We start from the raw sequence: 13,505 nt of genomic DNA, 5'->3' as shown, positions 1-13,505 counted from the left end.
TGCATGGGACTGCACGGGGCCGCATCGGAAAACATGGAATTCAACATCACAAGAACGACGGGGAAACCGATCATGAAGATTCTGCAACCACCAGACTGGGCGCCGCCGCGCGGCTATGCCAACGGCGTGATGACGGAGATGCGCGTGGGCAGCCGGCTGCTGTTCGTCGGCGGCCAGATCGGCTGGAACGGCAGGTGCGAGTTCGAGACCGACGATTTCGCGGAACAGGCCGGGCAGGCGCTGCGCAACGTGGTGGCGGTGCTGGCCGAGGGCGGGGCGCGCCCGGAGCACATCGTGCGCATGACCTGGTATGTGAAGGACAAGGCGGCCTACGTGGGCGCCTACCGCGCCATCGGCGAGCATTACCGCGCCACCATCGGCCGCCATTTCCCGGCCATGACGGCGGTGGAGGTGTCCGACCTCGTGGAGGCGCGCGCCAAGGTGGAGATCGAGGTGACGGCAGTGGTGCCGCCGGCATGAACCCCGCGGCGTGCGGCCGCAGGCCGGGTGGCCCGCACGCCGCCGTGCGGTCCGCAAGTCCTTGATAACTTGAGAAAATGGGCGCGGCAGGGTATAATCCGAAAGTTTCGCTTTCAGAACCCCTCACCCTAGCGCCTACCGAATTCCACCTTCCGCCGCCCCCATTTCGCCCTGGCTCCGCCCCATGTTTTCGTGTGGCGTTTCGAGCGCCTGGCGAACGGTCCGGGCAACAGGCGGCGCCTCCGGCGCCATGCCTGCTGCCAAGCCGGACAACGGGGCAAGAGGCGTTGAGCAGGTCGGTCACGGGGTGAATCCAGCAGGAGCCTACCCGTGTTACCGTCTTTTCCGTCCGCCATTCTCGCGCTTGCAGACGGCACGGTCTTTCGTGGCTATTCCATCGGCGCTTCCGGTCATACGATTGGCGAAGTGGTGTTCAACACCGCCATCACCGGATACCAGGAAATCCTTACCGACCCGAGCTATTCGCGGCAGATCGTCACGCTGACGTATCCGCATATCGGCAATTACGGCGTCAACGGTGAGGATGTCGAGGCAACGAAAGTCCATGCCGCCGGCCTGATCATCAAGGATCTGCCGATTCTGGCCTCCAGCTTCCGCAAGGAGCACACGCTCGCGCACTACCTCAAGCAGGAAAAGGTGGTGGCGATCGCCGGCATCGATACCCGCAAGCTGACCCGCATCCTGCGCGAGAAGGGTGCCCAGAACGGCTGCATCCTGGCCGGCGAGGACAATGTGCAGAAGGCCATCGACCTGGCCCGCTCGTTCCCCGGCCTGGCCGGCATGGACCTGGCCAAGGTGGTGTCGGCCAGGGAGCCGTACGAATGGACCCAGTCCGAGTGGAAGCTCGGCGCGGGCTACGGCAAGCAGGAGCAGCCGCAGTTCCACGTGGTCGCCTATGACTACGGCGTCAAGTTCAACATCCTGCGCATGCTGGCCCAGCGCGGCTGCAAGGTGACGGTGCTGCCGGCGCAGGCCAGCGCGGCCGACGCGCTGGCGCTCAACCCGGACGGCATCTTCCTGTCCAACGGCCCGGGCGACCCGGAGCCGTGCGACTACGCCATCGCCGCCACGCGCGAGTTCATCGCGCGCGGCATTCCCACGTTCGGCATCTGCCTGGGCCACCAGATCATGGCCCTGGCCGTGGGCGCGAAGACGCTCAAGATGAAGTTCGGCCACCACGGCGCCAACCACCCGGTCAAGGACCTGGACGACGGCCGCGTGGTGATCACCTCGCAGAACCACGGCTTCGCCGTGGATGCCGCCACGCTGCCGGCCAACGTGCGCACCACGCACGTGTCGCTGTTCGACGGCTCGCTGCAGGGCTTCGCGCTGACCGACAAGCCGGCGTTCTGCTTCCAGGGCCACCCGGAAGCCTCGCCCGGCCCGCACGACGTGGCTTACCTGTTCGACCGCTTCACCAAGATGATGGCGGACGCGCGCAAGTAAGCGCGGCGCAACGGACCGGCAACGAAGCAGAACCGAAGAAGAAACGAAGACAGCAAGACCCAGGAACCAGCAGGAACCCCCCATGAACGCCTTCATGCACGCCACGCTCGGCATCACCGATTTCTGGACCTATGTGCTCGGCACGATCTTCATCGTGCTGCTGCCGGGGCCGAACTCGATGTACGTGCTGTCGGTCGCCGCCCAGCGCGGCGTGCGCGCGGGCTACAAGGGCGCCTGCGGGGTGTTCCTGGGCGACGCGGTCCTGATGGTGCTGTCGGCGGCGGGCGTGGCCTCGCTGCTGCAGGCCAGCCCGGCGCTGTTCTACGTGGTGAAGTACATCGGCGCGGCCTACCTGGGCTGGATCGGCCTGCAGATGCTGCGCGGCGCGCTGCGCAGCTGGTCGCAGCGCGGCGCCGAGGCCGGGCGCGAAGCGCCCGCGGCCGCGCCGGCGGACCGCGCCAACCCGTTCCGCAAGGCGCTGGTGGTGAGCCTGCTCAATCCCAAGGCGATCCTGTTCTTCATCTCCTTCTTCATCCAGTTCGTCGATCCGCAGTTCGGCCATCCGGCGCTGTCGTTCGCCGTGCTGGGGCTGGTGTGCCAGGTGTTCAGCTTCGCCTACCTCACCTCGATCATCTTCGCCGGCGCCAGGCTGGCGGAGATGTTCCGCCGCCGCCGGCGCCTGTCGGCGGGCATGGCCAGCGGGGTGGGCGCCATGTTCATCGGCTTCGGCGCGAAGCTGGCCACGGCCACCCTGAACTGAATCGAATCCTGATATCCGGCGCGGCCCGCGCGAGCGCGCGGCCGGCCAACAAAGAGAGCGTGCAATGCCAAAGCGCACAGACATTAAGAGCATCCTGATCATCGGCGCCGGCCCCATCATCATCGGGCAGGCGTGCGAGTTCGACTATTCCGGCGCCCAGGCCTGCAAGGCGCTGCGCGAGGAAGGCTTCAAGGTCATCCTGGTCAACTCCAATCCGGCCACGATCATGACCGACCCCAACACGGCCGACGTGACCTACATCGAGCCGATCACCTGGGAAGTGGTCGAGCGCATCATCGAGAAGGAGCGCCCCGACGCCATCCTGCCGACGATGGGCGGCCAGACCGCGCTGAACTGCGCGCTGGACCTGCACCGCCACGGCGTGCTGGACAAGTACAAGGTGGAGCTGATCGGCGCGTCGCCCGAGGCCATCGACAAGGCCGAGGACCGCCAGAAGTTCAAGGAAGCGATGACCAAGATCGGCCTGGGCTCGGCCAAGTCCGGCATCGCCCACTCGATGGAAGAAGCGCTGGCCGTGCAGTCGCAGATCGCCAGGGAAACCAGCACCGGCGGCTACCCGATCGTGATCCGCCCGTCCTTCACGCTGGGCGGCTCGGGCGGCGGCATCGCCTACAACCGCGAGGAATTCGAGGAAATCTGCAAGCGCGGCCTGGACCTGTCGCCCACGCGCGAGCTGCTGATCGAGGAATCGCTGCTGGGCTGGAAGGAATATGAGATGGAAGTGGTCCGCGACAAGGCGGACAACTGCATCATCATCTGCTCGATCGAGAACCTGGACCCGATGGGCATCCACACCGGCGACTCGATCACCGTGGCCCCGGCGCAGACCCTGACCGACAAGGAATACCAGATCCTGCGCAATGCCTCGCTGGCGGTGCTGCGCGAGATCGGCGTGGACACCGGCGGCTCCAACGTGCAGTTCTCGATCAACCCGGCCGACGGCCGCATGATCGTGATCGAGATGAACCCGCGCGTGTCGCGCTCGTCGGCGCTGGCCTCCAAGGCCACCGGCTTCCCGATCGCCAAGGTCGCGGCCAAGCTGGCGGTCGGCTACACGCTCGACGAACTCAAGAACGAGATCACCGGCGGCCAGACCCCGGCCTCGTTCGAGCCGTCGATCGACTACGTGGTCACCAAGGTGCCGCGCTTCGCCTTCGAGAAATTCCCGCAGGCCGACAGCCACCTGACCACCCAGATGAAGTCGGTGGGCGAGGTGATGGCGATGGGCCGCACCTTCCAGGAATCGTTCCAGAAGGCGCTGCGCGGCCTGGAAGTCGGCGTGGACGGCCTGGACGACAAGTCCACCGATCGCGACGAGATCGTCGAGGAAATCGGCGAAGCCGGCCCGGACCGCATCTGGTACGTGGGCGATGCGTTCCGCATCGGCATGTCGCTCGAGGAAGTGCACGCCGAGACCGACATCGACCCGTGGTTCCTGGCCCAGATCGAGGACATCGTCAAGACCGAGACCCTGGTCAAGGCGCGCAAGCTCGACAGCCTGTCGGCGGCCGAACTGCGCCACCTGAAGCAGAAGGGCTTCTCCGACCGCCGCCTGGCCAGGCTGCTCGGCGCCACGCCGGCCGAGGTGCGCGCCGCGCGCCACGCCGCCGGCGTGCGCCCGGTCTACAAGCGCGTGGACACCTGCGCGGCCGAGTTCGCCACCAACACCGCCTACATGTACGGCACGTACGAAGCCGAGCATGGCGAGTGCGAGGCGCAGCCGACCGCCAACAAGAAGATCATGGTGCTGGGCGGCGGCCCGAACCGGATCGGCCAGGGCATCGAGTTCGACTACTGCTGCGTGCATGCCGCGCTGGCGCTGCGCGAGGACGGGTACGAGACCATCATGGTCAACTGCAACCCGGAAACCGTGTCGACCGACTACGACACCTCGGACCGCCTGTACTTCGAGCCGCTGACGCTCGAAGACGTGCTGGAGATCGTCGACAAGGAAAAGCCGGTCGGCGTGATTGTGCAGTACGGCGGCCAGACCCCGCTGAAGCTGGCGCTGGACCTGGAAGCCAACGGCGTGCCCATCATCGGCACCAGCCCCGACATGATCGATGCCGCCGAGGACCGCGAGCGCTTCCAGAAGCTGCTGCAGGAACTCGGCCTGCGCCAGCCGCCCAACCGCACCGCGCGCGCCGAGGACGAGGCGCTGCGCCTGGCCGAGGAAATCGGCTACCCGCTGGTGGTGCGCCCGTCCTACGTGCTGGGCGGCCGCGCGATGGAAATCGTGCATGAGCCGCGCGACCTCGAGCGCTACATGCGCGAGGCCGTGAAGGTGTCGCACGACTCCCCGGTGCTGCTGGACCGCTTCCTCAACGACGCCATCGAGTGCGACGTCGACGCCCTGTGCGACGGCCAGCGCGTGTTCATCGGCGGCGTGATGGAGCACATCGAGCAGGCCGGCGTGCACTCGGGCGACTCCGCCTGCTCGCTGCCGCCGTACTCGCTGGCCCAGGCCACCGTGGACGAGCTCAAGCGCCAGACCGCGGCGATGGCCCGCGCCCTGAACGTGATCGGCCTGATGAACGTGCAGTTCGCCATCCAGCACACCGACGGCCAGGACGTGGTCTACGTGCTGGAAGTGAACCCGCGCGCGTCGCGCACGGTGCCTTACGTGTCCAAGGCCACCGGCCTGTCGCTGGCCAAGATCGCCGCGCGCTGCATGGCCGGCCAGTCGCTGGACTCGCAGGGCATCCACGACGAAGTGGTGCCGCCGTACTTCAGCGTCAAGGAAGCGGTGTTCCCGTTCAACAAGTTCCCGGGCGTGGACCCGGTGCTCGGACCCGAGATGCGCTCCACCGGCGAGGTGATGGGCGTGGGCAAGACCTTCGGCGAGGCGCTCTTCAAGAGCCAGCTCGCCGCCGGCTCGCGCCTGCCGGAGAAGGGCACGGTGCTGCTGACCGTGAAGGACAGCGACAAGCCGCACGCCGTCAGCGTGGCCCGCATGCTGCACGAGATGGGCTATCCGCTGGTGGCCACGCGCGGCACCGCCTCGGCGATCGAGGCCGCCGGCATTCCGGTGCGCGTGGTCAACAAGGTCAAGGACGGCCGCCCGCACATCGTCGACATGATCAAGAACGGCGAGCTGGCGCTGGTGTTCACCACCGTGGACGAGACCCGCACCGCCATCGCCGACTCGCGCTCGATCCGCATCTCGGCGCTGGCCAACCGGGTGCCGTACTACACCACCATCGCCGGCGCGCGCGCCGCGGTGGAAGGCCTCAAGCACCTGCAGAGCCTGGAGGTCTACGACCTGCAGGGCCTGCACGCCTCGCTGGCCTGAGCGCCGCGGGGCCCGGCCCGGCCGGGCCCCCGGGCCGCCCGCAGTTGCTGCGGGCGGCAGTCTTGGCCTAAACTACGGCAATCTGGTCGGTCAGGGCCGACGACCCAATCTGAGAACAACCTGAAAAGCCGCGGTTGAGCGGAAGTGCCCGGGCACGTTGCCGGTGCATGGTTCCCGCTCCGCTGCGGCTCATTTTTTTGCAGAACGAAAGACATGAGCACGATTCCGATTACCAAGCGCGGCGCAGAGTTGCTGAAAGAAGAGCTGCAGCGCCTGAAGGCGGTCGAGCGTCCCGCCGTGATCAATGCCATTTCCGAAGCGCGCGCGCAGGGTGATCTCTCGGAAAACGCCGAGTACGACGCCGCCAAGGAAAAGCAGGCCTTCATCGAAGGCCGCATCCTGGAAGTGGAATCCAAGCTGTCGGCCGCGCAGGTCATCGACCCGAGCCAGCTCGACACCGACGGCCGCATCGTGTTCGGCGCCACCGTGGACCTGGAAGACCTGGAATCCGGCAAGCCGGTGTGCTACCAGATCGTCGGCGACGACGAGGCCGACCTCGACAGCGGCAAGATCTCGGTCAGCTCGCCCATCGCGCGCGCGCTGATCGGCAAGTTCGAGGGCGACGTGGCAACCGTGCTGGCCCCTGGCGGCGAGCGCGAATACGAAGTCATCACGGTTCGCTACATCTGAACGATCAACGAGGCTTCGTGTTCTCCTCTTCCTATTCCAGTCTGCCGCCGCTGCCGCATCGGATCTTTCTTCTGCTGACCGTGGTCTGGGCCGGCAGCCTGTGGACGGTGGGCTACATGGTGGCCCCGACCCTGTTCGCCGTGCTGCCCAGCCGGGAAACCGCCGGCCTGATCGCCGGCCAGTTGTTCCGCACCGAAGCCATTCTCGGCATCGTGGTGGGCGTGCTGCAGCTGGCGCTGTGCAACCTGATGATCCGCCGCGGCGCGGGCCGCTACCGCGGCCTGCGCTGGCTGGTGCTGGCCATGCTGGTGTGCGTGCTGGCCGGCTATTTCGGCATCCAGCCGTTCATGGAAGACCTCAAGGACAAGGCGTCCGCGCTCGGCGTGGGCGTGTCGGAGTCGCCCTACAAGGGCCAGTTCGGCATGCTGCACGGCGTGTCGAGCGTGATCTACCTGGTGCAGAGCCTGCTGGCCCTGGTCATGGTGTGGCGCGCAGCGGCGCCACGTTCGGCGGGCGAATAAGAAGTCGTTTCAAAAAGATCCTGGCGTCGTTGCGCGGCACGGCAAGTACCAGTTGTACTGTCTGCGGCCGCGCCTGGCCAGGACCGCTTCGCTTCATGTTGAAACAACTTCTAAGCCCGAATAAGGCACATGGCCCGAAGCGCGGCCCTGGCCGCGCCGGGCAGCGCTTCAGTCGAGCGCCTTCTTCTTCTGGCTGGACGGACGCGGACGCGCGCGCTTGACGTTGCCGCCGGCGGTCACGCGCTCGTTGCCGAGCACCGTCACCTGCGAGCGCTTCGGGCGGCGGTTGGGCGCCGCGCTGGGCTTGCGCACCGTCACGGTGCGCGGGGCGGCGCCGCCACGCGGCGCCAGCCGGCCCAGTTCCTGGGGACGGTTTTCCTTGAGGACGGCCGGGCCCGGGCGCCATACCACCAGCAGCTTGCCGATGTGCTGGATCGGGGCCGCGTCGAGATCCTCGCAGATGGCTTCGTAGATGGCGATGCGGTTCTCGCGGTCGTCGCCGAACACACGGATCTTGATCAGGTCGTGCGAGGCCAGGCTGCGGTCGATTTCCGCCAGCACCGGGCGCGTCAGGCCGTCGGCGCCGATCATCACGACCGGGTTGAGGCCGTGGGCGCGGGAGCGGAGTTCGGAGCGCTGGGCTGGAATAAGTTGAAGAGCGGGCATAGATAAAGCGCAGGCGAGGGCGCAAATGGGCGCGGGTTAGTGCAAACGGGCGCGCAGCTCGGTGCGCAAACCAGGCACCGAAGTGCCGAAAAAACGAATCGGCGCGTATTATCCGTCAAACTGGCACCGTCGGGCTGCAAAAACAGCAAAACGAATGAAAAGCGCGCGGCCGCTCCCGGACCGGGGCGGCGCGGCAAATGGTTTCCGGGGCGGGTGCCCCGCGCAGGCATCAGGCGAGTTTCAGGCAGGTATCAGGCAGGTTTCACAGGCAAATGGCCAAGAACAAATTCAATCAGTCGTGGCTGCACGACCATATCAACGATCCGTATGTGAAGCTGGCGCAGCGCGAGGGCTACCGTGCCCGCGCCGCGTACAAGCTCAAGGAGATCGACGAGCAGGACAAGCTGATCCGTCCCGGCCAGGTCATCGTCGACCTCGGCGCCGCGCCGGGCAGCTGGAGCCAGTACGCGCGCAACAAGCTGGCGGCGTCGCCGCGCGCCAAGGACGGCGGCATCGACGGCGCGGTGGTGGCGATCGACATCCTGCCGATGGAAGCCGTCGCCGACGTCACTTTCATCCAGGGCGATTTCCGCGAGGAGCCGGTTTTCCGCCAGCTCGAGGAAATCGTGCTGGCCGCCTCCGGCGGCGCGAAGATCGACCTTGTTTTGTCGGATATGGCCCCCAATCTGTCCGGGGTGGCCTTCGCGGACGCGGCGCGCATCGATTACCTGTGCGACCTGGCGCTGGAATTTGCGCAGGCCCATCTGAAGCCGGAGGGCTCATTGCTGGTAAAGTGCTTCCATGGCAGCGGTTATAGCCAGATCGTGGAGAAGTTCAAGCGCCAGTTCAAGGTGGTCGCCAAACGCAAGCCCAAGGCGTCGCGCGACAAGTCTTCCGAGACCTTCATTCTTGGGCGTTACCTCAAGTCGGTGGGGTGAGATGGGCCAGCGGGACGGGCCTATCGCATCGATGAATTTGCTTTTCCCCCCGGCACCGGGCACTGCATTACAATGCAGCTATCCCGTTGGCAAGGCGTTCGTAAAGGAGTTTGGCCTTGAATAACAACCTGTTTCAAAAGGCGGCAATCTGGCTCGTGATCGCGCTGGTGTTGTTTACCGTCTTCAAGCAGTTCGACAAGCCCCGCACGCAGGAGGGCGTCACCTATTCGCAGTTCATGGATGACGCCAAGAACGGCAAGGTGGGCCGGGTTGACGTGCAAGGCCGCAATCTGGTGGTGACGCCCAAGGAAGGGCAGAAGTACACCATCATCTCGCCGGGCGACATCTGGATGGTCGGCGACCTGATGAAGTACGGCGTCCAGGTGACCGGCAAGGCCGACGACGAACCCAACGTGCTGGTCCAGGCCCTGTACTACCTCGGGCCGACCCTGCTGATCATCGTGTTCTGGTTCTACATGATGCGGCAGATGCAGGGCGGCGGCAAAGGCGGCGCCTTCTCGTTCGGCAAGTCGCGCGCGCGCCTGATCGACGAGAACCAGAACGCGGTCACGTTCCAGGACGTCGCCGGGTGCGACGAATCCAAGGAAGAAGTGGTCGAGCTGGTCGACTTCCTCAAGGATCCGCAGAAATTCCAGAAGCTGGGCGGGCGCATCCCGCGCGGCGTGCTGCTGGTCGGCCCCCCGGGCACCGGCAAGACGCTGCTGGCGCGCGCCATCGCCGGCGAGGCCAAGGTGCCGTTCTTCAGCATCTCCGGCTCGGACTTCGTTGAAATGTTCGTCGGCGTGGGCGCGGCCCGCGTGCGCGACATGTTCGAGAACGCCAAGAAGCAGGCGCCCTGCATCGTGTTCATCGACGAAATCGACGCGGTCGGCCGCCATCGCGGCGCCGGCATGGGCGGCGGCAACGACGAGCGCGAGCAGACCCTGAACCAGATGCTGGTCGAGATGGACGGCTTCGAGGCCAACTCGGGCGTGATCGTGATCGCCGCGACCAACCGCTCCGACGTGCTGGACAAGGCGCTGCTGCGTCCGGGCCGCTTCGACCGCCAGGTCTACGTGGGCCTGCCGGACATCCGCGGCCGCGAGCAGATCCTCAAGGTCCACATGCGCAAGGTGCCGATCGGCAACGACGTCGACGCTTCGGTGATCGCGCGCGGCACGCCCGGCTTCTCGGGCGCCGACCTGGCCAACCTGGTCAATGAAGCAGCGCTGTTCGCCGCCCGCCGCAGCAAGCGCGTGGTCGACATGCAGGACTTCGAGGACGCCAAGGACAAGATCTACATGGGTCCGGAGCGCAAGTCCACGGTCATGCGCGAGGAAGAACGCCGCGCCACCGCGTACCACGAGTCCGGCCATGCGGTCGTGGCCAAGCTGCTGCCCAAGGCCGACCCGGTGCACAAGGTCACGATCATGCCGCGCGGCTGGGCGCTGGGCGTGACCTGGCAGTTGCCGGAGCATGACAAGTACTCGAAGTACAAGGACAACATGCTCGACGAGATCGCCATCCTGTTCGGCGGCCGCGCGGCGGAAGAGGTTTTCCTCAACGCCATGAGCACCGGTGCTTCCAACGACTTCGAGCGCGCCACCAAGACCGCGCGCGACATGGTGACCCGCTTCGGCATGAGCGACACGCTCGGCACGATGGTCTACGTCGACACCGAGCAGGACGGCATGTTCGGCAAGATGTCCTCGAAGACCGTGTCGGAAGCCACGCAGCAGAAGGTCGACGCGGAAATCCGCCGCATCGTCGACGAGCAATATGGCCTGGCCAAGCGCCTGCTCGAGGAAAACCGCGACAAGGTCGAGGCCATGACGACCGCGCTCATGGAATGGGAAACCATCGACGCCGACCAGGTCAACGACATCATGGCGGGCAAGCCGCCGCGGCCGCCGCGCGGCGCGTCCGGCCAGAACGGTGGTGGCAACACCCCGTCGGGCGGCTCGCCGGTGGCGCCCGCCACCGCGCCCGCCGCGGCCTGAACGGCCGGCTCGGCGGCAGCGGCCGCAGTCGTTTGCCTGCCCGTCCACCGAGCCTGAAGCCGGCGCCCCGTGCGCCGGCTTTTTCATTGCCGCCGCCCGGGCGCGGCCTGCTCCGCGGTCTATTCCACGGCCTATTCTGTGGCCTATTCCGCAGCCTGCCTCGCGGCCCGTCCCGGTTTCCTGCACTTTCCCGGTTTTCCCATGTTGTCCCCGATCTCCGCTGACTCGCATTTCCAGTGCGGCCGCTTCCGTTTCGCACGCAACCGCCGCCCGCTGGTGATGGGCATCCTCAACGTCACGCCCGACTCGTTCTCCGACGGCGGCCAGCATGCCGGGCGCGATGCCGCGCTGCGCCATGCCGAGCGCATGATCGCCGAGGGCGTCGACATCATCGACATCGGCGGCGAGTCCAGCCGGCCGGGCTCGGCGGCGCTGCCGCTGGAGCAGGAACTGGCGCGCGTGCTGCCGGTGGTGGAGGCGCTGCGCGACTGCGGCCGGCCCCTGTCGATCGACACCTACAAGCCCGAGGTCATGCGCGCCGCGCTGGCCGCCGGCGCCGACCTGATCAACGACATCTGGGGCTTTCGCATGCCCGGCGCGGTCGCGGCCGTGAGCGAGGCGGCGGCGGGGCAGGCCGGCCTGTGCGTGATGCACATGCAGCGCGACCCGCAGACCATGCAGGAAGACCCGCGCTACGGCGACGTGGTGCGCGAGGTGGCCGGCTTCCTCGGCGAACGGGTGGACGCGCTGCGCGCCGCCGGCGTCGACGAGGCCCGCATCACCCTCGACCCGGGCTTTGGCTTTGGCAAGACGCCGGATCATAATCTGCAGTTGCTGGCCCGCCTGCCGCAACTCGCGGTAGCGGGGCTGCCGCTGCTGGTAGGCTTGTCGCGCAAGTCGACGCTGGGCGCCATCCTCGGCGGCCGGCCGCCACAGCAGCGCGTGGCCGCCAGCCTGGCCGCGGCGGTCTGCGCGGCGGAACGCGGCGCGTACATCGTGCGGGTGCACGACGTGGAGCAGACCGTGGACGCCATCAAGACGTGGTGGGCCATCCGGCAGGAATCGATCACAGGGGACGCGGGCTAGCATCCCCACAAGACAGAACGACGGGAGAAAACACGTATGACACGCAAGTACTTCGGCACCGACGGGGTGCGCGGCAGGGTGGGCGAGGCGCCCATCACGCCCGATTTCGTGATGCGCCTCGGCTACGCGGCCGGCATGGTGCTGGCCCACGGCGCGCGCCAGCAGGCGCAGGGGCGCCCGACCGTGCTGATCGGCAAGGACACCCGCATCTCCGGCTACATGCTGGAAGCCGCGCTGGAAGCCGGCTTCACTTCGGCCGGCGTCAACGTGCTGCTGACCGGGCCGCTGCCCACGCCCGGCGTGGCCTACCTCACGCGCGCGCTGCGGCTGTCGGCCGGGGTGGTGATCTCGGCCAGCCACAACCCGTACTACGACAACGGCATCAAGTTCTTCTCCGCCGACGGCGACAAGCTGCCCGACGAGGTGGAGCTGGCCATCGAGCAGGCCCTGGAAGAGCCGATGGTGTGCGTGCGCTCCGACGACCTCGGCCGCGCGCGCCGCATCGACGATGCGGCCGGGCGCTACATCGAGTTCTGCAAGAGCACGTTCCCCTACGAGCAGGACCTGCACAAGCTCAAGCTGGTGGTGGACTGCGCCCACGGCGCCGCCTATCACATCGCGCCGCACGTGTTCCACGAGCTGGGCGCCGACGTGGTGTCGATCGGCAACCAGCCCGACGGGCGCAACATCAACGCCGGCTATGGCGCCACCGCGCCGGAGAAGCTGATCGAGGCGGTCAAGGCCCACGGCGCGGACCTCGGCCTGGCCTTCGACGGCGATGCGGACCGCCTCCAGGTGGTGGACCGCGACGGCCGCCTGTTCAATGGCGACGAACTGCTCTACCTGATCGTGCAGGACCGCCTGCAGTCCGGACAGAGCGTGGCCGGCGCGGTCGGCACGCTGATGACCAACATGGCGGTCGAGCTGGCCTTCAAGCGCCAGGGCGTCGAGTTCGTGCGGGCCAAGGTGGGCGACCGCTACGTGCTGGAGGAACTGAACAAGCGCAAGTGGGTGCTGGGCGGCGAAGGCTCGGGCCACCTGCTCTGCCTGGACCGGCACACCACCGGCGACGGCATCGTCTCCGCGCTGCAGGTGCTGGCCGCGCTGCGGCGCAGCGGCAAGACCCTGGCGCAACTGCTCGAAGGCGTGTCGCTGTTCCCGCAGACGCTCATCAACGTGCGCGTGGAAAAGGGCTTCGACTGGCAGTCGCACGCCGGCCTGAGCGCCGCGCGCGCGGTCATCGAGCCGCAGCTCGAAGGCAAGGGCCGGGTGCTGATCCGCGCCTCGGGGACCGAGCCGGTGGTGCGGGTGATGGTCGAGGCCGAGCAGGTCGAGACCGCCGAGCGGGCGGCGCAGACGCTGGCCGATTCGCTGCGCGCCTGACACGCCACTCCGCCGCGCGCGGGATGCGGGGGCTTGCCTTCCGCGCCCGCAGGCGGGAGAGGGCAGGCCGCTTGCGCCGCGAGCGTGGCGGATGCGGTGGGCCGGCGTCGCCGGTGGCATGGAGCCGGGTTTTCACCCGGTTTTTTTACGCCCGTACTGCAATTAACGGCCATCTGGTGCGCGCGCGCCAAATGCTAGCAA

Annotated in this window: 11 protein-coding genes; 10 read left to right on the top strand and 1 reads right to left on the bottom strand. The window is 67.3% G+C overall.

Features of this window, described 5'->3' with window-relative positions:
- The first annotated feature begins 72 nt into the window (after nt 1-72).
- From ACWTPI_RS12515 to ACWTPI_RS12490, 6 genes are all read left to right on the top strand, one after another.
- Entirely contained in the window at nt 73-480 is a 408-nt protein-coding gene (locus ACWTPI_RS12515; RefSeq protein WP_059413324.1) for a RidA family protein, read from the top strand.
- A gap of 330 nt (nt 481-810) precedes the next feature.
- Entirely contained in the window at nt 811-1,947 is a 1,137-nt protein-coding gene (gene carA / locus ACWTPI_RS12510) for a glutamine-hydrolyzing carbamoyl-phosphate synthase small subunit (protein WP_029043581.1), read from the top strand.
- 82 nt (nt 1,948-2,029) lie between these two features.
- Entirely contained in the window at nt 2,030-2,707 is a 678-nt protein-coding gene (gene leuE, locus ACWTPI_RS12505) for a leucine efflux protein LeuE (RefSeq protein WP_020202879.1), read from the top strand.
- 64 nt (nt 2,708-2,771) lie between these two features.
- Nucleotides 2,772-6,020: a carbamoyl-phosphate synthase large subunit gene (gene carB / locus ACWTPI_RS12500; protein ID WP_020202880.1), complete on the top strand. Its 3,249-nt coding sequence runs from the start codon at nt 2,772-2,774 to the stop codon at nt 6,018-6,020.
- 213 nt (nt 6,021-6,233) lie between these two features.
- Nucleotides 6,234-6,710 (top strand): transcription elongation factor GreA, encoded by a 477-nt coding sequence (gene greA / locus ACWTPI_RS12495; protein WP_020202881.1) that lies wholly within the window; start codon nt 6,234-6,236, stop codon nt 6,708-6,710.
- A gap of 17 nt (nt 6,711-6,727) precedes the next feature.
- Nucleotides 6,728-7,231 (top strand): DUF4149 domain-containing protein, encoded by a 504-nt coding sequence (locus ACWTPI_RS12490; protein ID WP_020202882.1) that lies wholly within the window; start codon nt 6,728-6,730, stop codon nt 7,229-7,231.
- 168 nt (nt 7,232-7,399) lie between these two features.
- On the opposite strand, the gene ACWTPI_RS12485 is transcribed toward ACWTPI_RS12490, so the two are convergent.
- Nucleotides 7,400-7,897, bottom strand: coding sequence for a YhbY family RNA-binding protein (locus ACWTPI_RS12485; RefSeq protein ID WP_029043582.1), 498 nt, complete (start codon nt 7,895-7,897; stop codon nt 7,400-7,402).
- A 272-nt stretch (nt 7,898-8,169) separates the two neighbouring features.
- Between ACWTPI_RS12485 and ACWTPI_RS12480 the strand changes: the two genes are divergently transcribed.
- The 4 genes from ACWTPI_RS12480 (at nt 8,170) to glmM (ending at nt 13,304) form a co-directional block, all read left to right on the top strand.
- Nucleotides 8,170-8,835 carry an RlmE family RNA methyltransferase gene (locus ACWTPI_RS12480; RefSeq protein WP_020202884.1) on the top strand — a complete coding sequence of 222 codons (666 nt, stop codon included), beginning with the start codon at nt 8,170-8,172 and terminating at the stop codon, nt 8,833-8,835.
- A gap of 116 nt (nt 8,836-8,951) precedes the next feature.
- Nucleotides 8,952-10,835 carry an ATP-dependent zinc metalloprotease FtsH gene (gene ftsH, locus ACWTPI_RS12475; RefSeq protein WP_020202885.1) on the top strand — a complete coding sequence of 628 codons (1,884 nt, stop codon included), beginning with the start codon at nt 8,952-8,954 and terminating at the stop codon, nt 10,833-10,835.
- Between the two features lie 201 nt (nt 10,836-11,036).
- On the top strand, nt 11,037-11,921 hold the full coding sequence (gene folP, locus ACWTPI_RS12470) for a dihydropteroate synthase (protein ID WP_059413326.1): 885 nt from the start codon (nt 11,037-11,039) through the stop codon (nt 11,919-11,921).
- 36 nt (nt 11,922-11,957) lie between these two features.
- Nucleotides 11,958-13,304 (top strand): phosphoglucosamine mutase, encoded by a 1,347-nt coding sequence (glmM, locus tag ACWTPI_RS12465; RefSeq protein ID WP_020202887.1) that lies wholly within the window; start codon nt 11,958-11,960, stop codon nt 13,302-13,304.
- The last annotated feature ends 201 nt before the right edge of the window (nt 13,305-13,505 follow it).

The organism is Cupriavidus ulmosensis (assembly GCF_977008105.1).
This window is presented reverse-complemented; position numbering and strand designations above follow the sequence as displayed.